Origin of the sequence: Streptomyces sp. S07_1.15, from assembly GCF_020739505.1 — a bacterium.
Classification (GTDB): domain Bacteria; phylum Actinomycetota; class Actinomycetes; order Streptomycetales; family Streptomycetaceae; genus Streptomyces; species Streptomyces xinghaiensis.
The window spans coordinates 19271-41021 of sequence record NZ_JAJBZK010000002.1; the positions used below are offsets into that span (position 1 = coordinate 19271).

Here is a 21751-nt window from a genome sequence, read left to right on the forward strand (position 1 = left end):
CCCCCCATACGGTGGTAGCAGTAATTTGTTGACGTGCCGTCCTCGTCTTTCACCACGCGTCACCGTGAGGTCGGAAAACGCTCAAGCTGCGGAAGGCAGTTATCCTGAAGAGCTGTGTCTGCCATACGGAGACAGGCGGAAACAAACAGGCGGGCGATTCCCTTATCAAGGCGACAAATGATTCGATGCAAGTACAGCCAAGGCCTTGGCTAATTCCATTGCCGTTTTGGACTGTTAATTCTCCGTAGTGCTGGCGTCACGGTGGTGGAAAATGCCGAGCAATCCCTTGACTAGGTTGGCTATGGTGCGGACATGGCGCAGAGTAAGAAGCGGAAGAAGAACCAGGGGAAGCGTCCCGGTGCGCAGGTGTCGGGGAACCCCCAGGTGCAGCACTCGGCGTCCCCAAAGGGCCGGCTGGGCCCGCTCTTCAAGCTGCTGGGCGAGATCGCGGTGGCGGCCGAGCAGACCGTGCAGTCGACGCCGAACGCCGCTGATCAGCTTGTCCGCTTCGACATCGAGATCTTGATGCGTGGCGCCAACAGCGTGAGGGCGGTCCGGACTCTGCTGGAGCAGGGCCACTGGGAGTCTGCGGTCGGTGTGACCCGTCAACTGTTCGAGCTACTGGTGAACATGGAGTACCTGGGCGCGATGGAGGACCGTGAGGAGGGGACTCTATTGTTCGCCCGGTTCGGTCTGCTTCAGATGCTGCTCGCCCAGCAGAGGAAGGCTTCCTACCAACAGGAGAAGGGGCATTCTTTCGACGCTCAGTTGGTCGCGATGGTGGATCATCACCTGGCGAACGACTTCAGTGTTTTCCGGGGAAAGCCGAAGGCGGACGGCTCAGTGAGGTGGGTGTCGAGCTGGTGCCGGAAGGACACTGCCGAACTCGCCAAGCTGTCGTCGGATCCCATGCGCGCCCACCAGTACAATATTTTGTTCCGAGTCTGGTCGGAGCAGGCTCACGCGGCTCCCAGTGCCCTGATTGCGAACATGTTCCGTGGCAGCGAAGAGGGGTGGGTGGAGCAGGCTGTTACGGAGAACGACCGGTCCAGCGTCGAATCCGTTCTGTTCACGGTCATGTTCTTCTTACGCCTCTGGCTCGAACTGCCGAATATCCCGGCGTCGCCCGAGCGTGTGGCCAGGTGGTTGCGTGAGGTGAGCGCCCTGAGCGGTGGGCCCAACCTTCCGCCTCGTCCTTGGACTGCGGAGGAAGTTCCTGCGTAAGGGCCGGGCCCCAGGACACGCCATGCTCGGTGCGGATGACACCCCGGCTTTCGACTCTGCAGGAGCAGGTGCGCACGGCCCTGCAAAAGCCGCCGCGCAAGCAGGTCTTGCTCGCCCGCCGTGAGGCCACTGCCCCTGACTGCGCCGCCTGCTCCCTCGACAGATTCACTCGACAGATTCAGAGGAAGTTGACTCCGATGAACTACACCACCGAGCACCTCCTGGACCTCCTCGCCCTGGCCGAAGCCACTGATGACGCCGTCGAACTGCGGGAGATCCTGCACCAAGGGCACGAGTACTACTCCCAAGGCCTGGAAGAGACCCGGGCCACCGTCCACACACGCTATGGGGAACTGACGGATGTCCAACTTGCCGAGGAACTGCGCCGCCTCGGTCTGCCTCCGGCGGGCGCCGGCCGGCCGATGCTGCTCGCGCCCCTGGTACTGCGGGAGTGGGAGAACACCCCCGCAGCCCTCGCCTACGGCGCCCTCGCGGCCCATGCCGCCCGGCGCGGGGTGTGTCTGATCCCGGAGTGACCATCGGTCGGCCCGCCCCGGCCTGGTGCCGCCGGTACGACCGCCGGATCACTTCCAGCAGGAGTTGAAGTCCCAAGCCGGTAAGGCTTGGGACTTCAACAAGCACTGCCAAGGGCTGTGTGCGGAGCAGTGACAGGGCCCCAAGGCCTACGCACAAACCGTAACGGAAGGGCGGTTGGGCTGCGGGTGTCCGGCCGAGGAATCCCTGCGGCAGTCGGGAAAACGCGTCAGGCGGTGGACACCCACCCCAATCATCCACCATTATGTGCGGGCGGGGTGCCGAGGGGCACCCGCGGTGGATGATTGAGGGACGCCATGCCGTCGGAGCCCAGGGACCCGGTACCCGCTGAGGTCATGCGGGTCATCGAGAAGCTCGCCCCTGATCCTGCCTGGCCCGACGCCCTGCGGTCACGGCTCGACGACGGCACACCGGAGGCGCTGGTCCGCAGCAACGTCTCGCGGCAGAAGGACGTCGTCGCCGACCTCGTCGCCGGCCCTCCCGGCGAACTGCTGAACGCGAGCAAGGCGGCGCGGTGCCTGGGATACAAGAACGCCAACCAGGTGACCACCTACTTGCGCGACCACCCGGGTTACTTTCCTGAGCCCGACAGCGTCGAGGTCCTCGGAACTCCGGAGAACCCGCGGAGGCGGCTGGGCTGGCTCCGGGTCACGCTGCTGATCTGGGTGCTCACCCGCCCGGGCAAAGGCCGGCGCAAGGGCAGCGGCCGGGGGACATCCGCGCTCCCCCAGGTGCCGAGCGAAGGCGACCCCGGGGAGCTGCTGGGCGCCTCCCAGGCCGCTGCGCTCCTCGGGTTCACGAGCGTCAACTCCTTCTCCAGCTCGCTGGCGCAGGGCCGGCTGCCCTTGCTGTGCGAGCCGGACGCGACCGAGCCCAATCCCCGCGGCGGCCCGCCGCGGCGAAAGTGGACACGGCGCCGTCTCCTCGAGCAGGCGGCGGCCCGAAGACGTTCCTGAGCACCGCGCCGGCCCGCCGCCGAGGGTCGGTTACCGTGAGCTGCGGCGCCTGGCCAGGGATCGTTGGTTCCCAGGCGGGCCAGGTGGCCGCCCGATGGCCGGTATGGAGGGGTTGTCACCCCCTCCTCCCCGGCGGCGCACGCCGCCGGGGGCCGGCCATCGTGCATGTGTTCTTCCGGGGCAGCCCCGTGGCGGTATGGCACAGCCATTGCAACAGTTCTTCAACAACTCCTGTGCGTAAGCAGGGTGTTGTCTCATGATGCGCCCGGGGCTGGTGTAGGAAACCAAGTGGCATATGCGTAACGTAGTGACTACACAAACGCACCATGGGTCTTGACCGGATCCAGTAGGTGCTCGCGAGCCGGACCCACGGCCTCTGCGCGACGGCCCGCTGTCCGGCACCGCCCGCAACCCGGTAGGGGGACTCCGTGGCAAGGACAGCACCAGCAGCACGAAGGAACCACCACCAGGCACGCCGGACCGCAACGGCCGCGGCCCTCGTGACCGCGGTCTTCCTGGCCAGCGCATGCGGGGAGAAGGACACGCCGGACGACAACGGCAACACGTCCTCACCGACCAAGAGCTCGCCCTCGCCCGACGCCGCCGGCGTCGAGGCGGAGGCCGCGGTGTTCGACGCCTACCAGGGCATGGTCACCGCCAAGGTGGAGGCGACGAGCAAAGGAACGCTGAAGGGCAGCGACATCGGCACCTACGCCTCTGAGAAGGCCCTCGCGGGCGTCAAGGAAGAGGTGTTCGTCAATCTGCAGAACGACATCGTCACCACGGGGAAGCCCAAGGTCGAGGCGGAGCGGACCACCGTCGACCTGAAGCAGAAGCCGCACCGGGCACAGCTGGTCGTCTGCTTCGACAACGCGTCGCTGACACCGGTCAACAAGTCCACGGGCAAGAGCGTGGAAGCACCGGACCAGCCCAAGCGGTACATCGTCAACGCCTCACTGCGGACCATCGGAGAACGCTGGGTGGTCACCGAGGCACTGGCGGACCGGGACCGGCCGTGCTGAGGCGCGCGGCCGTGGCCTTGCCGCTGGCCGGCGCGGTCACCGTGAGTGTGCTGTCCGGGTCCGCGCAGGCCGACGGGGGCAGGGTGTACTGCCCGCCGGACGGTTCCCCGTGCCGGATCATCGCAGAGGACACGGTGACCACGCCAGGGCAGAAGGGCGGTGACCGCGGCGGGAGCCGGCAGAGCGGCCACAGCGGCGGCAAACCGACCTGCCGTGACGACTCCACCGGGGGCGCGGGCCAGGAGGTGCCCTGCCACCTGGACGGGTTCGGCTCCTGGGACAGCAAGACCTCCTGCTACTACCAGCTGGCCGACCCTCAGCCCCCGGCCGGTGACCCGGCGTGGGAAGGGCGCTCCCCCGGGGACGGCGCGATCTATGACGCGTACTGCCCAAACCACGATGCCGGCTTCCTCACCCAGTGGTTCGCCACCCCACCAGGGGGCGCGGCCCAGCCCGTTGACCCCGAGGTGCTGGCCCTGGAAGCGGTGAAGAAGATGACGCTGCTCGGGCCGGACATCGCCAGTCCGAAGGCGTCGGGGAAGTTCGCCGTCGGCATGCCGGTCTGGATGCACATCAACCGGTCACCGAACACCTTCGGGCCGGTGTCGGCCAGCGCCAGCGCCGGAGCGGTGACGGTGACCGCCACGGCGAAGGTCTCCACGATCCGGTGGTCCATGGGGGACGGCACCACGGTGACCTGCACCAAGCCGGGCACCCCCTACAAGCCCGCGTACGGCAAGCGCGAGTCCCCCGACTGCGGTCACCTCTACACCACCACCTCCGCTTCCCGGCCGGGAGACAAGTTCACCGTGACGGCCACTTCCACGTGGGGGATCGACTGGCAAGGAGGCGGGCAGAGCGGGCAGTTGACCGAGACCCGGGAGTCGCAGGTGGAGATCGCCGTCGGCGAAGTGCAGGTGCTCGGCTGACGCCGGCGGCTGGGGGCACAGGGAAGGACGAGAAGTTGAGCAAGACCGAGCAGCGGACGGCGAACCCCGGACCAGGGGAGACGGTACCCCCGCAGTTCACCGCCGGCGGCCCCGTGGCGCCGCCGCAGGTCTCCAGCCGCCGCCGCAGGCCCGGGATGATCGCCTTGTCGCTGGCGCTGATCGCCGCGGGCGGCGCCGCTGGCGCGGTGCTGTGGCTGGAGAGCGGGCAGCGCACACAGGTCGTCACCGTGGTACGCCCGGTGCCGGTCGGTCAGCAGATCACCGAGCGGGACCTGGGGCGGGCGGCGATCGCCTTGGATCCCGCGGTCAAGGCGGTCACCTCCGCGGAGAGCGTGATCGGCAAGCGGGCGGCGGTGGAGCTCACCCCCGGATCGCTGTTGTCGCCGGCCGAGGTCACTGATGTGTCGCTGGTCGCGGAGGGGGAGGCCCTGGTCCCGATCGGCCTCAAGCCCGAGCAGGTGCCGGCCACGGATCTCGCGCCCGGGCAGCCGGTGCAGATCGTGCAGGTGCCCGGCCCCGATCAGGAACCGGAGGAATCGGCCGCCCAGCCGTCGACCATCGTCGCGAAGGTCGTGAAGGTCGGCGAGCCGTCCCCCGGCACCGGCACGGTCGTGGTGGACGTGGCGGCGCCCGCCACCGATGCTCCGGCGCTGGCTGCCTGGGCTTCGAGTGGCAACGTGCGGCTGATCGTCGACTCCCGGGACGGCTCCTGATGCCGGTGATCGCTCTGGCGGGCTGCACGGGCGCTCCAGGGGTGACCACGACCGCCCTGGCGCTGCTGATGACCTGGCCTCTGCAGCCGGGCCGGCGTGTGGTGATGGCCGAATGTGACCCGGACGGCGGTGCGGTCTTGCACGGCATCCTGCACGGCGCCCTCGGCGACACCTACGGGATGAAGAACCTTTCCCTGGCGGCCCGCAAGGGGGAGCTGACGGAGGCGTTCTGGCGGCAGCTGATCGACATGACCGACGGGGAAGGCGTGCAGGACCCGCCCCGGGACCGGCTGGTGCTGCCCGGATTCACCGACCCGGCCCAGGCCGCCGGGATGGCTCCGGCCTGGGAGGCGCTCGCGGACCTGTTCACCGGCATAGAGCGGCACCCGGACTACCCGCACGACGTGGTCATCGACTTGGGGCGGCGGGGCGCGTTCGGTGCTTCCGCGGTGCTGGCCCAGCGCGCGGACGCCGTAGCCGTGGTCGCCCGTTCCACGCTGCGCGGCCTGCAGTCGGCGCAGGCCCGCGTGGCGGCGCTGGAACAGCAGGTCGGCGGCGTGGGGCTGCTGCTCATCGAGGAAGGCCCCTACCGTGCCTCGGAGGTGGAGAAGGTGTTGAAGGCTCCGGTGGTCGCCCGGCTGCCGCACCGGCCGGAGCTGGCCCGGGTGCTCTCCGACGGGGCCGCTCAGCCCCGGCGGTTCACGCAGTCGGATCTGATGCGGTCGGCCAGGGGTGCCGTCGGCCCGCTGCTGCAGCGCGCCGCGCTGCGCCGGGCGCGGCTGGATCATCCGCGGCGCGGCCGCGGGGAGGTGACCGGTGCGCGGTAGGCCCTTGCACCCCAACCCCGTGGTCCCGGGCGCCGTCGGCAGTCTCTCTCCCCGGCAGCACGACCCCGGCACGGCGGTGACGGGAAACGGGAACGGTCAGGCCGGCGCGGCCGGGCTGGGCGTCCTCGGTGCCGCGGTGCCGCAGGTGACGGTGGACCACCAGGTGGCCCGCCACATCAAAACCCAGGTGGGCAAGCAGCTGGCACAGGCCCGCAAGGCCAACCCGGCGATGAGCCCTGCCAGCCAGGAGCAGCAGGCCCGCAGGTGGATCAACGATGCCGTCGCCGTGTGGTCGGACGCGGTCGCCGCCGAGCGGGGGGTGAGCCCATCTGCGGCCGAGGACGCGGCGCTGGCCCGCACGGTGTTCGATCTGCTGTTCCGCGCCGGCCGGCTTCAGCCGCACCTGGACAACCCGCGGGTGGAGAACATCTTCATCAACGGGCACGAGGAAGTGTGGCTGGACTTCGGCGGCGGGCGGCGGGAGCGGGCTGAGCCGGTCGCCGATTCCGAGGAGGAGCTCCTGGCGCTGCTGGAGGATCTGGCGCGGAATTCCGGGCAGAGCGAGCGGTCCCTGTCCACCGCGCGGCCCATGCTGGCGCTGCGGCTTCCCGACGGGTCGCGGCTGCAGGCCTTCACGGGGGTGAGCCCGAAGACGTATGTGACGATCCGCCGGCACCGGGTGTGGGACGTCGACCTGGACGGGCTGGTGAAACTCGGCACGCTGGACACGACGCTGGCCCAGTTCCTGCGGGCGTGTATCCGTGCGGAGAAGAACGTGATGATCGCCGGGGAGCAGGCGGCGGGCAAGACGTCGCTGCTGCGGGCCCTGCTGAAGGAGTTCGACCCCGACGAGCGGTTCGCCACGGTGGAGACCGAGTTCGAGCTGTTCGCACACACCAACGGCTACCACCGGCAGGTCATCGCCTTGGAGGGGCGGGAGTCCAACGGCGAGCGCGGGCCGGACGGCCGGGGGGTCGGTGAGATCACGCTGCTGGACCTGCTGCACCCGGCGCTGCGGATGTCGCTGTCCCGGGTGGTCGTCGGCGAGGTGCGCGGCCCGGAGGTCGTGGCGATGATGCAGGCGCTGACCAGCGGCAAGGGCGGCAATCTGTGCACCCTGCACGCCCGCCGCCCTCAGGTGGTGTTCGACCGGATCGCCGAGCTGTACGCGCTGGCCGACGGCAACCTCTCCGAGCAGTTGGCCTACCGGCAGATCGCGAACGGTCTGGACTTCATCGTCTACGTCTCCCTGATCGACGAGACGAAGACCGGCGGGCAGCGGCACCGGTTCGTCTCCCACGTACTGGAGGTGACCGGGATGGGGGAGAACGGCCGGCCCGCCACCAACGAGATCTTCGCTCCCGCCCCGGAGCAGGGTGAGCCGCGCGCGGTGCCGCGGATGCACCCGGCGTGTAGTGAGGACCTGCGTCGTGCCGGGTTCTCCCCGCACCTGCTGGATCAGCCGTACGGGGCGTGGGATCAGACGTTGGCGCTGAAGGTGGGGTCCTTGTGACGTGGTTGCTGGCCGCCGTGTGCGGCATGGCGGTCTCCGGCGGTCTCCTCGGCCTGGTGCTCGGCCTGCGCGGAACCAGTGCCCCTCTGCGCCCGGGGATGCTGTCCCGCTGGCGGGCCCGGGCCGGGCGGAGCGGCAGCTCCGCCCGGCGGGCCCGGCGGCAGGGGCGGCTGCTGGCCGGGGGTGTGGCGGCGGCCGTGGTGTGGCTGGTGACCGGAGTGTTCGTGGGTGCCGTCCTGGCCGGGCTCGCCGTGGTCGGGGTGCCCTGGCTGCTGTCACCGACGAAGTCGGCGTCGGCGCGGATCGGGCAACTGGAGGCGCTGGCGGAATGGACCCAGCGTCTGGCGGGCTTCCTGCGGCTGGGCATGGGCCTGGAACAGGCAATGATCAACAGCCGGAAGGGCGCCCCGGCCGAGCTGGAGGAGCCGATCGGGGACCTGGCCGACCGACTCCAGGTCGGCTGGCGACCGGACGATGCCCTGCGGGAACTCGGCAACCAGCTCGGTGACGTGACCGCGGACAAGGTCGTCGCGGCGCTGATCCTCTCCGCGTCCGACCGCGGCCCGGGCCTGGCCCAGGTCCTGGAAGACCTCGCGGAGTCGGTGCGGGAGGAGGTGGCCAAGCGGCGGCACATCGAGGCCGACCGGGCCAAGCCGCGGACGACGGTGCGGTGGATGACGATCATCACCATCGGGGTGGTGGCGGCCGGGTTCCTCGTCCCCGGCTACACCGCCCCCTACGGCACACTGCTGGGCCAGCTCGTGCTGGCACTGCTGTGCGCCGGCTTCGTCGGGGTCCTGGCATGGATGCGGAGCCTGGCCGACTACCGGCCGATCCCCCGCTTCCTCGTAGACGATCCGCGCAGCCGGGTCCGGGTCCCCGCGCCGCCGGAAACGGTGGAGGCGCGATGAGCAGCACACCGCTGGTGGTGGCCGGCGCTGCCGTGGGCGCCGGGATCGCCGTGCTGGCCCGGGAGTTGCTGCGCCCCCAGCCCGCGTTGGCCGCGGCACTGCGCCGGACCCCGGCGGGCTCGGACCAGAGAGCGGCGCGGCCGGAGCCGCGGGACAGAGACCAGGTGTGGGGCCAGTGGCTGCTGCAGCACCTCGGCGACGTGCCCGGCGTGCGGATCCCGCGGAAGGACCTGGCGCTGCTGGGGCAGAGCCCGGAGAGGTTTCTGCTGATCAAGACCGCGCTGGCGGGACTGGGGCTGCTGGCGCCGGCCGTGGTGTTCATCCCGTGGACACTGCTGGGGATCGGGGTACCGTTCTACATCCCGGCCGCGGCCTCGCTGGGGGTGGCCGCCTTGCTGTGGGTCACCCCGAATCTGGCGGTGAGGGACCAGGCACGGCGGGCGCGGGAGGAGTTCGCGCACGCCATCGCCGCCTATCTGGATCTGGTCGCGCTGAAGCGGGCCGGGAACTCCGGGCCGACCGAAGCGCTGGAACGGGCAGCCGCCGTGGGCCGCGGATGGGCGTTCCTGCGCCTGCAGCAGGCCCTGCTGCAGGCCCGGGTGGACAAGACCCCACCGTGGCAGGCGCTGGACGACCTCACGCGCGAGCTCGATCTGCCGGTGCTGGAGGACGTCGCGGAGATCATGCGGGAGTCCGCGCAGGACGGCGCCGCCGTCTACAGCACCCTGCAGGCCCGCTCCAGGACGCTGCGCACCGAGCTGCTGGCCGCTCAGGCCGCGGAGGCCAACGCGGACAGCGAGAAGATGACCGCCCCCGGTGCGCTGCTGGCGGTGCTGGTCATGCTGCTGATCGCTTTCCCGGCTGTGATCCGCATCCTCACCACCTGACCACCACCCCTACGGGAGGGAATACCGTCATGAACCGCCTCACCGCTTTTCTCCACGCCCTGGCCGCGCTGCTGGTGTCGGTGCCGGCCCGGCTGCGTACGCGGCTGGAGGTGGCCAGCGCCCAGTCGGATCGCGGTGACATCAGCATCACCACGGTGATCATCTGGGTCGCGGCCACGGCCGGTGCTCTGGCCATCGCCGGCACCATCGCGGCGGTCGTCGCCCGGTACAACGGCCAGCTGTCCGGCATCTGATGGGACCTTGGAGCCGTTTGCGGCGCAGGTGCCGGGGTGACCGGGGCGATGCGAGCGTGCAGATGGCGATCGTGTTCCCGTTCGTCATCATCGTCACGGTCGCCGTGGTGCAGGCCTCCCAGTGGTACTTCGCCCGGGAGATCGCCCTGACCGCCGCCCGGGAAGGGCTGGCCGCGGCCCGCACCTACGGGGCCGGGCCCGGTGACGGGGCGGCCCGGGCCCGGTCGGTGCTGAACCGCATCGCCGGAGACAGCCTCCGGGGCGCGGCGGTGTCCACGGCCGGCAGCGACGGGCAGCGCATCCGGATCCAGGTCTCCGGGCGGGCCCCCTCCATGCTGCCGGGCATTGCCGACCTGACCATCACCCAGTCCGCGTCCGGCCCGGTGGAGCGCTGGACCACCCCGGGGAGCTGACCGTGAGGCACATCAGGCGCCGCTTGCGAGAGGACCGGGGCAGTGAGGCCATCCAGGCCGCGATCGTCACCCCCCTGCTGATCATGTTCCTGTGTTCGGCCGTGGCGGCCGGGCGCATCGTCATGGCGGGGACGAAAGCCGACGCGGCGGCCGAGGACGCGGCGCGGGAGGCTTCCCTCTCCCGCAGCGCCGGCGCCGCGCAGAGCGCCGCCCGCGCGGCCGCGGAGGAGTCCCTGGCCGGCCAGGGGGTGGACTGCGCGGACATCGGTATCCGGGTGGACACCAGCGGGCTGACCGTGCCCGTCGGCACGGTCGGCACGGTCACGGTCACCGTCCGGTGCACCGTGGGGCTGTCCGACCTGCTGCTGCCGGGGGTGCCCGGCTCCCGGACGCTGGAGTCCTCCTTCACCAGCGTGGTGGACCAGTACCGGCAGCGGGAGAACTGACCATGCGCCACATGACCCGCGCCGCACGGTCCGATGAGGGAGGCGTCGCGATTTTCGTGGCCATCTGCGTCGTGGCCCTCTTGGCCATCATCGGCCTGGTCGTCGACGGCGGCGGGAAACTCCGCGCCATGGAACGGGCCGATGCCGTCGCCACCGAAGCCGCCCGCGCCGGCGGTCAGGCCATCGACCCCGGGCAAGCCATCCCCGGCGACGCGATCGTCGCCGACCCGGCCGCCGCCCGGGCCGCCGCCCAGAACTATCTGCGCCGGGCCGGCGTGTCCGGCCGTGTCACCGTCTCCGGCAACGGCAAGAACCTGACGGTGACCACCCGCACCAGCTACGCCACCCGGTTCCTGACCGTGGTGGGGATCGGCTCCCTGCCGGTCTCCGGCCACGGCCAGGCATCGCTCCTGCACGGGGTGGCCGTTCCCCAGGAAGGCCCCTGATGACACCTCACCCACGCTCTCCGGCGCGCCCGCGCGGGCCGCGATCACTGCCCGCTGTCCTACGCGGCCTGGGCAGCCTGCTGCTGCTCCTGGCCGCGGTCGGCGGTCTGCCGACACTCCTGGCATGGGCAACACCGGTGCTGTGGCGCAGCAGCGAGGGCCAGTTGGTGCATCTGCTGGACCAGCAGGACACCGGTGGGCTGTTCCTGCTGGTGCTGCTGGCCGTCGCCTGGGGAAGCTGGGCCCACTTCGCCTTCTGTGTCGCCGCCGAGATCCCCGCCCAGCTCCGGGGCCGCACCCGGGCCCCGGGGCGGGGCTGGGCTCTCAACCGCCGTGCGGCCGCCACCCTGGTGGGCGGCATCCTGATGCTGCTGCCGGCCGGCACCGCGCTGGCCACACCAGCCCCCGCGGCCGCAGCTGCGGCCGCCGAGCCGCACTCCCCCGCCGCCGACCCTCCCCAGCCAGAAGACCAGCAGGATCGGCAGAACAGGGTGGTGCGGGAGGCGGAACCTCAGCAGCGTCTCTACACCGTGCGGGAGATGCGCCCGGCGGAGTCGTTGTGGTCGATCGCCGAGCGGGAGCTGGGCGACGGTGAGCGGTGGATGGAGATCGCGGACGCCAACGCGGGGCGCACCATGCCCGACGGCGCGCTCTTCAGCGCGGATGAGTTCCTCCAGCCCGGCTGGGTCCTGCACCTGCCCGACAGCGGGCCGGCCCCGCAGGGCGGCCACACGGCGGAGAGTGTGACGGTGCGGCCGGGCGACAGTCTCTCCGGGATCGCCGAGCGCGAGCTGGGCGATGCCAGCCGGTGGCCGCGGATCTTCGAGGAGAACCGAGGTGAACCGCAGCCCGGCGGCAAGGTGTTCACCGACCCGGACCGCATCTATCCCGGCCAGGAGCTCGACCTCCCCGCATCGGCGGAACCCGGCGGCCCGGGCCACGGTGACCGGCCACCACGCCGCGACGACGGCTCCCCGCCACAGGACGTCCCCTCCGGCCCGCCCGCCGAGGCCTCTCCCTCGGCGGAAGGCACCGGTGAGGACGGAAGCAAGGACGGCGGCGGGGCAGAGGCCGGCGCCGAGACCACACCGCAGGGGCCGGGGCAGCCGCGCGACGGGGCCGGCCCCGAGGCCGGCGGCGGCCAGGAAAGCCGCCGCCCCGCTCCGCCGGACCCGCAGGAGTCCCCGGGCGCACCGGAAGCGGACCGGCCGGACGACAGGGCCGACGAGGACGGGATCAGCGGCCGGGTCCTGGGCGGCATCGGGGCACTCCTGGCCTCGGTCCTGGTCGCCGGGATCGCCCTGAAACGGATCCTGCAGCAGCGCCGCCGCAAGCCGGGCGAGACGATCGCCATGCCGGCCGAGACCAGCCGCCTGGAGCAGGCGCTGACCACCAGCGCCGACCAGGCCACCACCGAGTTCCTGGACCGGGCCCTGCGGACGCTGGCCCACCACGTCGTTGCCGACGGCGCAGAGGACCTGCCCGGGCTGCGCGGGGCCCGGGTCACCGCGGCGACGGTGGAGATCCTCCCCGAGGACCTGACCGCTGCTCCGCTGCCCCCGTTCGGGCCGGGCGAGGACGGTTGGTGGACCCTCACCGACCGCGAGCGGCTGCTGCCGGCGGAGGAGGCCCGCGACGTCGCGGCGCCGTACCCGGGTCTGGTGACCGTGGGCAGCGGCGAGGACGGCAGCCTGTACCTGGTGAATCTGCCCCAGGCCGGCGCCGTTCTCCTGGAGGGGCCCGAGGAGGCGGTCCAGGAGGTGTGCACGGCGGTGGTGCTGGAGGCGGGCATGAGCCCGTGGGCGGACCAGGCGGAGATCCTCGTCACCGGCTGCGGGGCCGAGCTGCCCCGGCTGCTGCCCGCCGCCCGGGTCCGGCATGTGCCCTCCCTCGGCGCCGCCGTACGGGATCTGGGTGAGCGGATGTTGGAGGCTCACCAGGAGCAGGATCCCGGCGGCGTGCTGCCGTGGATGCTGATCTGCGCCACCCGCGCCGAGGCTGACGAGGCCTGGCAGTTGGCGGAAGCGCTGGAGGCCGCCCGCTCGCTGCCGGTCGCGGTGGTCCTGCCCGCCCGCGAGACGGCGCCACTGCTGCCCGCCGCGGAGGTCCTCCACGCGGATGCCCGGGAGGCGCAGCATGTTCAGGTCCTCGGGGCCCGGGTGCAGTTACAGCGGGTGGAGGCCGACGTCTACCGGCAGTTGGTCGCCACCCTCGCGGTCGCCGAGGAACCGGCCCGGCCGGCCACCGGCGACTGGCAGCATGTCCCCAGCGAGCCCGTCCGGACGGCGACGCCCTCCTCTCCCTCCTCCCGTCCGGCGCCCGACCCCGGCCGGGAGGGCAGCGACGAGGGCGGTGGCCTGCAGGGAGATGCCGCGCCCGCGCTGCTGGCCGCCGTCCAGGACCCCTCCGCACTCCGGTTGCTGCCCGCCCCTGCGGCACCGGGCGATGACCAGGCCCAGTCGGCGGCCGGCCCCGGTGATACGCCGGGAAAGCCCGACGCTTCGGGAGCCGTTCCTGGCCGTGAGGACGCCGCCGCAGCCGCGGGGGAGGGCTCCGGTGCGGACATGCCCAACGCGGAGCCGGTGGATCTGCACGCCCCGGAGATCCGGGTGCTGGGGCCGCTGGAAGTCCCCGGATTGGGCACCACCGGCCACGGCCCACGGCTCGCGGCCCTGGCCGCGCTGCTGTACTTCCGCCCGGGGCGGGACGCCGGCGCGGTGTGTGAGGCGATGGACCCGGTCAACCCCTGGTCCACCTCGACTCTCACCTCCCGCATGCACGGGCTGCGGTCCCGGCTCGGCACCGACCCCCAGGGTCTCCCGTACGTGCCGCGGCGCTCCAGCGGCAACGACCCGTACCGGCTGCACCCTGCCGTGCGGTGCGACTGGGATGCGTTCCGCCGGCTCGCCTCCCGGGGCCTGAAAGCCGGCCCGGCCGGGCTCCCCCATCTGGAGAATGCTCTGGCGCTGGTGCGGGGCCGGCCTTTCGGCAGCCGTCCCCCGGCCTGGGCCGCCCCCCTGCAGCAGGAGATGATTTCGCGGATCGTCGACGTCGCGCACACCGTGGCGCTCTACCGGCGCTCTCCCGGCCCGGACCAGGACCTGGACGCCGCCCGGCGCGCTCTGGCCGTGGGCATCGAGTGCGAGGAGACCGCCGAAGTGCTCTACCGCGGCTGGATGCTCGTGGAGCACGCGGCTGGCAGCCGCAGCGGATTGCACACAGCTATCACCCGTCTCCAGCAGGTCATGCGGCACTACGACCTCGACCTGGAGCCGGAGACCGAGGAACTGATCGCCGAACTCCTTGCCGATCAGCCGCGCTCTGCGCGGAAGGCCGGAAACGGCTGAACCCGCCGGGGTGAAGGGAACACCCTGGCGGGCGGCTACTGCAGCTACACCTCGGCGGAGGCCGGCAGGCAGCGTGGTCGTTGTGGACCGCGGTGCCGTGCTGCGGTACGGGTCATCGGACGAGGTCGTTGCGGACCCAGCCGCGCTTCCCCGTGTGCGCGCCGGACTTGACCTTGACGTAGAGCCAGGGCTGCTTGGTGATGTCCGGCTGCCGGTAGCAGTCGACGTAAACCCGGGCGCCCTTGGTCAGCTGGCCGTAGGACTTGTGCGAGGTTCCCGGCCCCTTGCGGAGGTTGACGTTGGCGACTCTGACCTTGCCGGTGTAGTTGGCGTCGGCTGTGCAACGAGAGTGCCCACCGACGGCGTTCGCTGCCGGTGCCAGGGCGACGGCCCCGCCGGTGAGCAGCACTACGCCGGTGGCCGCGGCGGCGCCGACGCGCGCCAGTGCGGTGATCTTCATACAGACCCCTTGTCGAGGCCGGGACGAGTGGCCCGGCTGCCGGTACGCCAGCCCCGGGAGCGGGGCTGGCAGGTCGGCATCAGCTCACCGGCGGGCCCTGACCGGTTCGGTGACCACGACAGGCTGACCACCATCACATCGGCGTCACGATCCGCAGACCTCGGCACTCTGACCGCCGAACCTAGCCGACAACTCCAGTGGTTATCTGGGGTCGCCGGAAGGCTCACGTATGTGAGGCAGAGATGTGCGCGTTTGCCCGGACAGCAGGGTTGCCGCGCGGCGGGGGAAGCCGGGGCCGCACCGCCGCTTGGGCTAGCAAGTACCCATCCCACTCGCTCACGCACTGCTACAGCCTTGGAAAAACTGGGCGCGCCGATCGCCTGCCGCCCGTATCAACGTGTGCATGGCCATACTGCCCCGCCGCTCCGGTCGCGCCGCCCGTTTGCAGCGCGTCGCCCGCCGCCGCACCGGTACCGCGCCCCGCCGCGCTGCCGCTCCGATCGGCTCCCGTCTGCCAGGCCGACGCCGCCGCGCCCGTGTTCCCGTATCTCCCGCTGTCCGGCAATTGGCCGTCATCGCACCAACGGTCCGGTGGGACACGCATCCAGCAGGCCGCGGGCGCTTTCACCTGGCTACGGACCTGCGTGGCGCCACGGGGCCTTGATTCGGCCGCACCAAGGCCCCGGCGGTCCCGTCTTGGTGGAGCAGGTGGTGGGCCCACTGCAGCCGGCGCCGTGCGTGGGCTTCGGCAGCGAGCTTGTCCTCCCCCCGGCCCCCCTCGAAGGGCCAGGGGGAGCATGGTGAACTGCGGCCCGGTGGGGTGTCCGAGCCGGGGCCACGACGAGCGGGCCGACTACCGGACGGTGGTCATACGGCGCCCAGGACGACCAGGTGCTACGCCGTCAGGCTTGGGGAGTCCAACTGGCAGGCATCAGCAGGTGATTGTCCTGCCGTAGGACCCGAAATAGTTGTGGCGGCGTTGTTGCCCCGGCGCCAGTGTCCAACAAGACGAGTCAGGTCCGAAATCGATGATGACCTTGACTCGCATCGTCCTCCCGCAATTGTTTGATACGTATACGAATCCTCCGAGATCAGACGCGGCGCGGCCGATGCAGGCGGGTGCAGTACCCCCAGTGCTCGCCTGATGAGCGACGGTGCTCGCAGACGCGACGGCGGCGCTGGTGAAGAGAAGACACGCTCCGATGGCAGTGCTGATCGCTGTTCGGGACAGCAGAGAGTTCATCAGGTCCTCCTTGCAGTGGTGGAGACGGCGAGAGGCGAACGGCGCCTCCCGGCTCACACCATTGAGATTGCGAGAGTCCACTGTTCGGCGCCAGGAGTTGCATCGGGTTGAGGGCTTCATGGGACATCCCACGTGCTGACCTGCTGGGAGGCTGCTGTGTGTGAGACGGGCTGGGACGCAGTGGAGGGTAGGCGGACAAGCGGACCGAAAGGTCACCTGCGGTGGAGTCCCAAGACCAGATGGATCTGAGCCCAGCGGGTATCGGACAGATCAAACGCTCAGGCCGAGCCTGAGGTCTCCGCCTGATACTGCGTTGATGGCACAAATTCCCAGCTCAGATGGGGGTTCACCTACGGCAATTCTCCACTATTATTGGATCGCAGCTCCCGCTCGCAGACCCAGGCAAGGACGGGCGGGTGGCGTCTGCCCTGCTGATCGCCTCTGCGCGCTCTTCCATCCCTCGCTGCCCCGCCGGGACACACACCCCGGCTCCTCCGCACCCGTCGAAGGAGGTTCCCCGTGTCCGTCCTGCCCCATGCCACTCCTGAGGAGTTCACCAAGGAACTCCGCTCCGCCCTGGCCGCCGCTGGCGTCACCTTCGACGGCAGCACAAAGCCCGGAAGCGCAATCACGCACACCGTCACGCACCAGGGCCTCACCTGGGAGCTGCGCTACACCCTTCAGATGGGCGGAGAGTCCGTATGGAAGCTGACCGGCCCATGCCCCGACTACGAGTGGGGTCCGGCCGCCTCCACCGCCGAGGCAGTCGCCGTCATCACCGCGCCTGTGCGAGACCCCGAGCCGGTCGACCAGTTCCCCGATGCACCGCGCACCCACCTCGGTGTAGACGTCCCCGAGGTGATCCGCGCGCGATGGCGTTCGGAAATGGCCGAGGGATGGCGTCTGGGCGTCCGGTGCGCCGTGGGTGAACTCCCCGATACCCGTCCCCGGAGCTGACACCGCACGGCAGGTCTGTCCTGAACCCGGTTCCGAGCCGGGAGGCCGCCCAACCCGTGCCCTTCGCCGTCCCGGCAGCTCCGACCCCCTCACCTGGTGCCCGGCCGTCACTTTGCCCGCGGGCCGCCCCATCCCTGGGGCAGCACGCGACGGAAAGGAGACCAAATGTTCCTGGTCGTCCCCGACCTCGCTCACGGACTGGTCGCCGCTCCCGAGTCCTCTCTTGATCTCACGCAGGACACCGAGAAGACCCTCACCGACCAGGGGTTCACCTGGAATCGCGAGATCGAGGCGTACATCCGCCAGACCGACAGCGGCCCCGATGCCGTGGACCGAACCGCCGACGCACTGCGCGACCTGGGCCACTACGTCTTCTCCTCCCACACTCCGCCTTCCACCGACGGACGGGCGCGCTCAGGACCAGCCAGCAGCTGATGCCGAAAACGGCACCCCGCCGTCCTCGCGTAGCCCTCACGTTTCCACGAGTTGAAGGACGTCCCAAATGCGCGCAATCCCCCAACGCTGCGCCCGACAGCCACTGGCGGGCGGGCTGGTGGTGCCGTGGGTGTCCCTGACCCACGGCGACCACGCGGTCTTCGGCAGCCTCGACGCCAACCGTGCCCGAACGGCCTTCCTGAAGCGCCTGTGCCAGATCTGTGGCCAACCGCTGGACGAACGGTGCTTCCTGATCGTTCGCCCGGTCGACGTGGCCGAAGGAGCCTCACCCGAACCGGCACTGCATCCGGAGTGCCTGCCCTACACCGCCGCGCACTGCCCCATGCTGAACGGCACGGCCACGCACTACCGGCACAGCCCCGTCCTGGCCGGCAACCCCGCAGGGAGGCCCTGCACCGACCCGTCCTGCCCCTGCCCGTCCCGCTCCCCCGACGCGGGGCACGCCGCCCGCAGCGGCAGCCCTGCCGACCGGTACGAGGCTTGGATGATCGCTGTCTCGCACTACCGGCTCGTCCCCCACCAGAACGCGTCCGACCTCCCGGTTGGCATCAGCCTGGACGTGCCCATCCTGCGCAAGCGCACCCTGCGTGAGGCTGTCCTGCCCGCCGACCACGCCGCCCTGCTGCGCACCCTCCTGGACCTGGAGCTTTAGCCCCTGGCCTGTCTCTGGCACATCAGCCTCCGCCTTCTCAGCGAGTTCTGAGCCTTCATGCCGAAGCCGCCCTGATCACAGGACCAGACTCCCGCGCGCACATCCGGCGGGGCATGCCGCGGACCGGACGTCCCCGCCCTCACCGAGAAAGACACGATCGTGATCATTCCCGACCCGAAGACGCCCGTAGGAAGAGCCGTCATCGCACTGCGCCAGGAGCTGACCGAGCTGGAGGAACGAAAGGACGGGTGGCCCGGCGCGGACGTCGTCGACATCCTCGGCACGTGGCTCGCGCTCTTCGACTTCGGAGGCAGCCTGCCGAGGGAGTTCACGGACGAAGAGGTGCAGTGATGGCTTCTCCGGCTCGGCTGGACCCGCCCGAGAGAGGGAAGAGATAGCTCGGCCTCCTGCTCTCCACCCCTTTCCCGGGTGCGCGGGTAGTAGTCCGCCCAATGGGCGCGGAGTGACTCATTGGGCCTCGGCGCCGTTGTGCCCAGCATGGCGGAGATGATCACAGCGGGTGACGCGGCGGGCCTGTGGGTTCTGGCTGGGGAAAAGGAGCCGCGCTTGCCTCTGCTCTCGCTGGGGGAGGCCAGGGCGGTGGTGCAGCTGCTGGAACTCCTTGGCTCCTGCGGTGGTGAAGAGTCGGAGGTGGCCTACGAACTCGCCGGAGCGCTCGCCCGCCGCCTGCCGGCCCCCGCCGAGTCGTAGCCACAGCGATCGATCCGCCCACCGGCGAAGCCGGTGGTCCCCTCGGGCGGCCTTGAGCCCGGGGACAGACGGGCGGCGCCGAGCCCCTACTGCTCCCTGCGGGGCTGAGACGACGGCGCGCAGACGCGCCGATTTCCCCGGCCCGGAGCGGCCCTTAACCAGTGGGCTGGCGTTGTCATCCGAGATGGCCGACCTGCAGCACCGTGATCGTCTTGAGGGTGTGGCCGACGAGGAGGACGACTTGGGCGTGCTCGGTGACCACCGTCCGCATGACGTCGTCGGCTTCCCCGTAGGAGCGGGTCGCGCCGAGAGGGTCGTAGCAGGCGTCGGCCAGAGCCAGCGTGAGCTCTTCGCTGACGTGTGGCGGTAGCGAGTCGAAGACGACCTCGGCCGACGGATCGAACTTGAGGCGGTACAAGGGCCTCCCCCTCGGACCTGGACGCAATGCGCCCTACGGATCAACGTCTGTAGGCCCCCGCGCACCCGAGGAACAGCGTAGCGGTTCGGCGACCCTGTGTGATCCGGTTGACCGATCAGGCAGCGCCCCGGGCAGCCCGGATGCGCCCCGCCTCCGCCAGGACCCGGTCGGTCGCGTCTGACCACTCCCCCGGCGGTTCCTCGCCCCGCTCATCGAACGCGGCCAGCTCACGGCCGCGTTCGATGGCGGCGGTGATGTCCTTCGCTGTGCGCTCCCAGCGGGCGAAGGTCTGCAGCAGTTCGTGGGCCGGCGCCCGGTTGATTTCCGTGAGGAACCGCTTGGTCAGTTCTGGATCATCGAGAGCGTCGCGGATGCGTTCGATGGTCCACGGCTCACTCATGACCGCTCCCCGGGCCGGTGACATTTTCTCGCTTCCGAGACCACTCTAGCGACGGCGCAGCGGGAGTGATATCACTCCCGGGATCGCAGGCCGGTTCGCGTGCGGTCGGCGTGCGGAAGCCCTCAGCTCGTGCGGGGTTGGAGGGGTCTGCGGCGTCGGGCACGGCTGTGTGCGGGGTTCGGCCCCGGAGGTTACGCCACGGGGGAGTGCGGTCTCCGGGGCCGGGAACGGTTCCGGTCTGGTTCAGACTCGGCAGGCGTGGATGCGGGCGGTCAGGATGGCGCGGGCGCCGACGGTCTCCAGTTTGTCCATGATGTGCTGAGCCTGGTCGGCCGGGACCATGGCGCGGACGGCCGCCCAGCCCTGCTTGTGGAGCGGGGAGACGGTCGGTGACTCCAGGCCGGGCGTGAGAGCCACGGCTGCCTCCACGTCTTCCATGCGGATGTCGTAGTCCATCATCACGTAGGAGCGGGCAACCTGGACGCTTTGCAGGCGGCGCAGGAACCTCTGGACGGCCTCGTTGGTGGTGTCCGCTCCGGCAGGGCGGATGACGATGGCTTCGGATTCCATCAGCGGTTCGCCGATGACCACCAGGCCCAGGTGGGCCAGTGTCGTTCCGGTTTCGACGACGTCGGCGATCACCTGGGCGACGCCGAGCCGCAGCGAGGTCTCCACCGCGCCGTCGAGACGGACGATGTTCCCGGCGTGGACGCCTTGGTCGGCCAGGTGCTTGGCCACCACGCCGGGGTAGGAGGTGGCGATCGTCATCCCAGCCAGGTCGTGCACCGATTCGGCGGTTCCGGGGGTGCCGGCGAAGTGGAAGGTGGAGCGGGCAAAGCCCAGTTGCAGGACTTCTTCAGCCGCCGCGGCGGAGTCCAGCAGGAGGTCGCGGCCGGTGATGCCGATGTCGAGCTGGCCGGAGCCGACGTAGACGGCGATGTCGCGGGGGCGCAGGTAGAAGAACTCGACGTCGTTCTGCTCGTCGACGACGACGAGCTCTTTGGTGTCACTTCGCTGGCGGTATCCGGCTTCATGGAGCATCGCGCCCGCTGGTCCGGAAAGGGAACCTTTGTTGGGCAGAGCGATGCGCAGCATGAGAATCCTTCATGATCGCTTTTGGTGAGTGGGTCGTTACCTATGGTGCCAGAGGCGGGGTGGTGTTGTGGCCGCCTCGTGCGTCCCGCCGCAGGGTTCGCCTGTTTCGGCGCTCGCCTGGAAGAGGGTGTCGAAGCCGGCTGGGGTCAGGTAGCGGGCGTAGACGGGGTCGGTGGTGAGTTGGTCGCAGGTACGGCCGCGGAAGGCGGCGTCGAGGAACATCAGGCGTCGCAGCACCATGGCGTGGATGGGGCGGCGGGTGAGGTCCAGGTGCCGGCCGGGGGCCAGGGCCCGCAGCGCATGGGTATTGATGAGCTGGTTGGTGTCGAGCAGCCGCAGTTGCCCTGCGGTGTCCAGGGCCAGGTTGCGGAACCGGTTGTCGATGATGTCCGGCAGCAGGGTTTCCTCGGTCGGCGCCCGGTCCAGCAGAGACCGGGTGATCGCGACGAACTGGTTGAGCTGGGCAAGCGTGGCGGGGGTGAGGTCGTTGGCGCGCAGAAGGTGCAGTGGCCGGGAGGTGTCGACCTCTACCCACTGCTTGACCAGCACTGCGTGGGCCAGGGGGCGTGCGGGTTGTCGGTGAACAGGCGCTGGCGGGGGATGAGGCGGGGCAGGGCGGAGTACGCCTGCTGGAGGTAGGCGTACTCCGTTTCGATCCTCTCGACGGTGAGTGGTGTGTCGGGCCGGAAGAGGGTAGAGCTCACGGTCGATCAGGGCGCGACCGCGCGGCGAAGCGTAGGTGAGAGGGACGGCAACTTGGCACAGGCCCACCCCGCCAAGCGCACCGGAGTATTGGTGGGCGGTTCCCACACCTGGTTCTTGATCGTTTTCACCCACGACAATGATCACGGTGGCCGTTCCCATGTCTGCGGCCACCCTCGCCCCGACCTGCAGG

The 21751-nt window shown here is 70.5% G+C and carries 26 protein-coding genes; 20 read left to right on the forward strand and 6 right to left on the reverse strand.

What is annotated here, in order from left to right; translation table 11 throughout:
* Window positions 1-312 precede the first annotated feature (312 nt).
* From LIX60_RS30680 to LIX60_RS30750, 15 genes are all read left to right on the forward strand, one after another.
* Entirely contained in the window at window positions 313-1224 is a 912-nt protein-coding gene (locus LIX60_RS30680; protein WP_227963012.1) for a DUF5677 domain-containing protein, read from the forward strand.
* A gap of 197 nt (window positions 1225-1421) precedes the next feature.
* Window positions 1422-1760: a hypothetical protein gene (locus tag LIX60_RS30685; RefSeq protein ID WP_227963013.1), complete on the forward strand. Its 339-nt coding sequence runs from the start codon at window positions 1422-1424 to the stop codon at window positions 1758-1760.
* 315 nt (window positions 1761-2075) lie between these two features.
* A complete protein-coding gene (locus LIX60_RS30690; protein WP_227963014.1) occupies window positions 2076-2735 on the forward strand; it encodes a hypothetical protein in 660 nt (219 codons plus the stop codon).
* A 428-nt stretch (window positions 2736-3163) separates the two neighbouring features.
* Window positions 3164-3757: a hypothetical protein gene (locus LIX60_RS30695; RefSeq protein WP_227963015.1), complete on the forward strand. Its 594-nt coding sequence runs from the start codon at window positions 3164-3166 to the stop codon at window positions 3755-3757.
* Window positions 3758-3891: 134 nt separating this feature from the next.
* Window positions 3892-4686 carry an ATP/GTP-binding protein gene (locus LIX60_RS30700; protein WP_227963016.1) on the forward strand — a complete coding sequence of 265 codons (795 nt, stop codon included), beginning with the start codon at window positions 3892-3894 and terminating at the stop codon, window positions 4684-4686.
* Between the two features lie 35 nt (window positions 4687-4721).
* Complete coding sequence (locus tag LIX60_RS30705; RefSeq protein ID WP_227963017.1) at window positions 4722-5420, forward strand: SAF domain-containing protein; 699 nt, start codon at window positions 4722-4724, stop codon at window positions 5418-5420.
* Window positions 5420-6247, forward strand: coding sequence for a hypothetical protein (locus LIX60_RS30710; protein WP_227963018.1), 828 nt, complete (start codon window positions 5420-5422; stop codon window positions 6245-6247). Before LIX60_RS30705 ends, LIX60_RS30710 begins: the two co-directional genes overlap by 1 nt.
* Complete coding sequence (locus LIX60_RS30715; RefSeq protein WP_374118006.1) at window positions 6237-7760, forward strand: CpaF family protein; 1524 nt, start codon at window positions 6237-6239, stop codon at window positions 7758-7760. The genes LIX60_RS30710 and LIX60_RS30715 overlap by 11 nt, the downstream gene beginning before the upstream one ends.
* Window positions 7757-8671 carry a type II secretion system F family protein gene (locus LIX60_RS30720; RefSeq protein ID WP_374118007.1) on the forward strand — a complete coding sequence of 305 codons (915 nt, stop codon included), beginning with the start codon at window positions 7757-7759 and terminating at the stop codon, window positions 8669-8671. Before LIX60_RS30715 ends, LIX60_RS30720 begins: the two co-directional genes overlap by 4 nt.
* On the forward strand, window positions 8668-9558 hold the full coding sequence (locus tag LIX60_RS30725) for a hypothetical protein (protein ID WP_227963019.1): 891 nt from the start codon (window positions 8668-8670) through the stop codon (window positions 9556-9558). The genes LIX60_RS30720 and LIX60_RS30725 overlap by 4 nt, the downstream gene beginning before the upstream one ends.
* A gap of 29 nt (window positions 9559-9587) precedes the next feature.
* Entirely contained in the window at window positions 9588-9812 is a 225-nt protein-coding gene (locus LIX60_RS30730; protein WP_227963020.1) for a hypothetical protein, read from the forward strand.
* The gene (locus LIX60_RS30735; protein WP_227963021.1) at window positions 9812-10225 is read left to right on the forward strand and encodes a TadE family protein; all 414 of its coding nucleotides are present in this window, start codon (window positions 9812-9814) and stop codon (window positions 10223-10225) included. The genes LIX60_RS30730 and LIX60_RS30735 overlap by 1 nt, the downstream gene beginning before the upstream one ends.
* Window positions 10226-10227: 2 nt before the next feature.
* Window positions 10228-10671 (forward strand): TadE/TadG family type IV pilus assembly protein, encoded by a 444-nt coding sequence (locus LIX60_RS30740; RefSeq protein WP_227963022.1) that lies wholly within the window; start codon window positions 10228-10230, stop codon window positions 10669-10671.
* A gap of 11 nt (window positions 10672-10682) precedes the next feature.
* Entirely contained in the window at window positions 10683-11117 is a 435-nt protein-coding gene (locus LIX60_RS30745; protein ID WP_095758272.1) for a TadE/TadG family type IV pilus assembly protein, read from the forward strand.
* On the forward strand, window positions 11117-14464 hold the full coding sequence (locus LIX60_RS30750) for a LysM peptidoglycan-binding domain-containing protein (protein WP_227963023.1): 3348 nt from the start codon (window positions 11117-11119) through the stop codon (window positions 14462-14464). Before LIX60_RS30745 ends, LIX60_RS30750 begins: the two co-directional genes overlap by 1 nt.
* 112 nt (window positions 14465-14576) lie before the next feature.
* Here LIX60_RS30750 and LIX60_RS30755 read toward each other — a convergent pair whose 3' ends face one another.
* Entirely contained in the window at window positions 14577-14924 is a 348-nt protein-coding gene (locus LIX60_RS30755) for an SH3 domain-containing protein (RefSeq protein ID WP_227963024.1), read from the reverse strand.
* 1762 nt (window positions 14925-16686) lie between these two features.
* Between LIX60_RS30755 and LIX60_RS30760 the strand changes: the two genes are divergently transcribed.
* The 5 genes from LIX60_RS30760 (at window position 16687) to LIX60_RS30780 (ending at window position 18943) form a co-directional block, all read left to right on the forward strand.
* Entirely contained in the window at window positions 16687-17124 is a 438-nt protein-coding gene (locus LIX60_RS30760; RefSeq protein ID WP_227963025.1) for a hypothetical protein, read from the forward strand.
* Between the two features lie 165 nt (window positions 17125-17289).
* Window positions 17290-17559: a hypothetical protein gene (locus LIX60_RS30765; RefSeq protein WP_227963026.1), complete on the forward strand. Its 270-nt coding sequence runs from the start codon at window positions 17290-17292 to the stop codon at window positions 17557-17559.
* A gap of 67 nt (window positions 17560-17626) precedes the next feature.
* Window positions 17627-18232 (forward strand): hypothetical protein, encoded by a 606-nt coding sequence (locus LIX60_RS30770; RefSeq protein WP_019712048.1) that lies wholly within the window; start codon window positions 17627-17629, stop codon window positions 18230-18232.
* Between the two features lie 159 nt (window positions 18233-18391).
* Complete coding sequence (locus LIX60_RS30775) at window positions 18392-18583, forward strand: hypothetical protein (protein WP_019712047.1); 192 nt, start codon at window positions 18392-18394, stop codon at window positions 18581-18583.
* Window positions 18584-18799: 216 nt separating this feature from the next.
* Window positions 18800-18943, forward strand: coding sequence for a hypothetical protein (locus LIX60_RS30780; protein WP_227963027.1), 144 nt, complete (start codon window positions 18800-18802; stop codon window positions 18941-18943).
* Window positions 18944-19118: 175 nt separating this feature from the next.
* On the opposite strand, the gene LIX60_RS30785 is transcribed toward LIX60_RS30780, so the two are convergent.
* From LIX60_RS30785 to LIX60_RS30805, 5 genes are all read right to left on the reverse strand, one after another.
* Window positions 19119-19361 (reverse strand): type II toxin-antitoxin system RelE/ParE family toxin, encoded by a 243-nt coding sequence (locus LIX60_RS30785; protein WP_227963028.1) that lies wholly within the window; start codon window positions 19359-19361, stop codon window positions 19119-19121.
* A gap of 115 nt (window positions 19362-19476) precedes the next feature.
* Window positions 19477-19761: a hypothetical protein gene (locus LIX60_RS30790; protein ID WP_227963029.1), complete on the reverse strand. Its 285-nt coding sequence runs from the start codon at window positions 19759-19761 to the stop codon at window positions 19477-19479.
* A gap of 243 nt (window positions 19762-20004) precedes the next feature.
* Complete coding sequence (gene hisG / locus LIX60_RS30795) at window positions 20005-20856, reverse strand: ATP phosphoribosyltransferase (protein WP_227963030.1); 852 nt, start codon at window positions 20854-20856, stop codon at window positions 20005-20007.
* Between the two features lie 36 nt (window positions 20857-20892).
* Window positions 20893-21405, reverse strand: a complete 513-nt coding sequence (locus LIX60_RS30800; protein WP_227963130.1) for a hypothetical protein — start codon at window positions 21403-21405, stop codon at window positions 20893-20895.
* Window positions 21384-21560: a hypothetical protein gene (locus tag LIX60_RS30805; RefSeq protein ID WP_227963131.1), complete on the reverse strand. Its 177-nt coding sequence runs from the start codon at window positions 21558-21560 to the stop codon at window positions 21384-21386. Before LIX60_RS30805 ends, LIX60_RS30800 begins: the two co-directional genes overlap by 22 nt.
* Between the last annotated feature and the right edge of the window lie 191 nt (window positions 21561-21751).

Bases quoted from the DNA above. Each gene is read 5' to 3' on its own strand.
- LIX60_RS30725 (WP_227963019.1), top strand. From the start codon at position 8,668: ATGAGCAGCACACCGCTGGTGGTGGCCGGCGCTGCCGTGGGCGCCGGG.
- LIX60_RS30755 (WP_227963024.1), bottom strand. From the start codon at position 14,924: ATGAAGATCACCGCACTGGCGCGCGTCGGCGCCGCCGCGGCCACCGGC.
- LIX60_RS30735 (WP_227963021.1), top strand. From the start codon at position 9,812: ATGGGACCTTGGAGCCGTTTGCGGCGCAGGTGCCGGGGTGACCGGGGC.
- LIX60_RS30690 (WP_227963014.1), top strand. From the start codon at position 2,076: ATGCCGTCGGAGCCCAGGGACCCGGTACCCGCTGAGGTCATGCGGGTC.
- LIX60_RS30685 (WP_227963013.1), top strand. From the start codon at position 1,422: ATGAACTACACCACCGAGCACCTCCTGGACCTCCTCGCCCTGGCCGAA.
- hisG (WP_227963030.1), bottom strand. From the start codon at position 20,856: ATGCTGCGCATCGCTCTGCCCAACAAAGGTTCCCTTTCCGGACCAGCG.
- LIX60_RS30790 (WP_227963029.1), bottom strand. From the start codon at position 19,761: ATGAGTGAGCCGTGGACCATCGAACGCATCCGCGACGCTCTCGATGAT.
- LIX60_RS30750 (WP_227963023.1), top strand. From the start codon at position 11,117: ATGACACCTCACCCACGCTCTCCGGCGCGCCCGCGCGGGCCGCGATCA.
- LIX60_RS30730 (WP_227963020.1), top strand. From the start codon at position 9,588: ATGAACCGCCTCACCGCTTTTCTCCACGCCCTGGCCGCGCTGCTGGTG.
- LIX60_RS30710 (WP_227963018.1), top strand. From the start codon at position 5,420: ATGCCGGTGATCGCTCTGGCGGGCTGCACGGGCGCTCCAGGGGTGACC.
- LIX60_RS30770 (WP_019712048.1), top strand. From the start codon at position 17,627: ATGCGCGCAATCCCCCAACGCTGCGCCCGACAGCCACTGGCGGGCGGG.
- LIX60_RS30745 (WP_095758272.1), top strand. From the start codon at position 10,683: ATGACCCGCGCCGCACGGTCCGATGAGGGAGGCGTCGCGATTTTCGTG.
- LIX60_RS30680 (WP_227963012.1), top strand. From the start codon at position 313: ATGGCGCAGAGTAAGAAGCGGAAGAAGAACCAGGGGAAGCGTCCCGGT.
- LIX60_RS30765 (WP_227963026.1), top strand. From the start codon at position 17,290: ATGTTCCTGGTCGTCCCCGACCTCGCTCACGGACTGGTCGCCGCTCCC.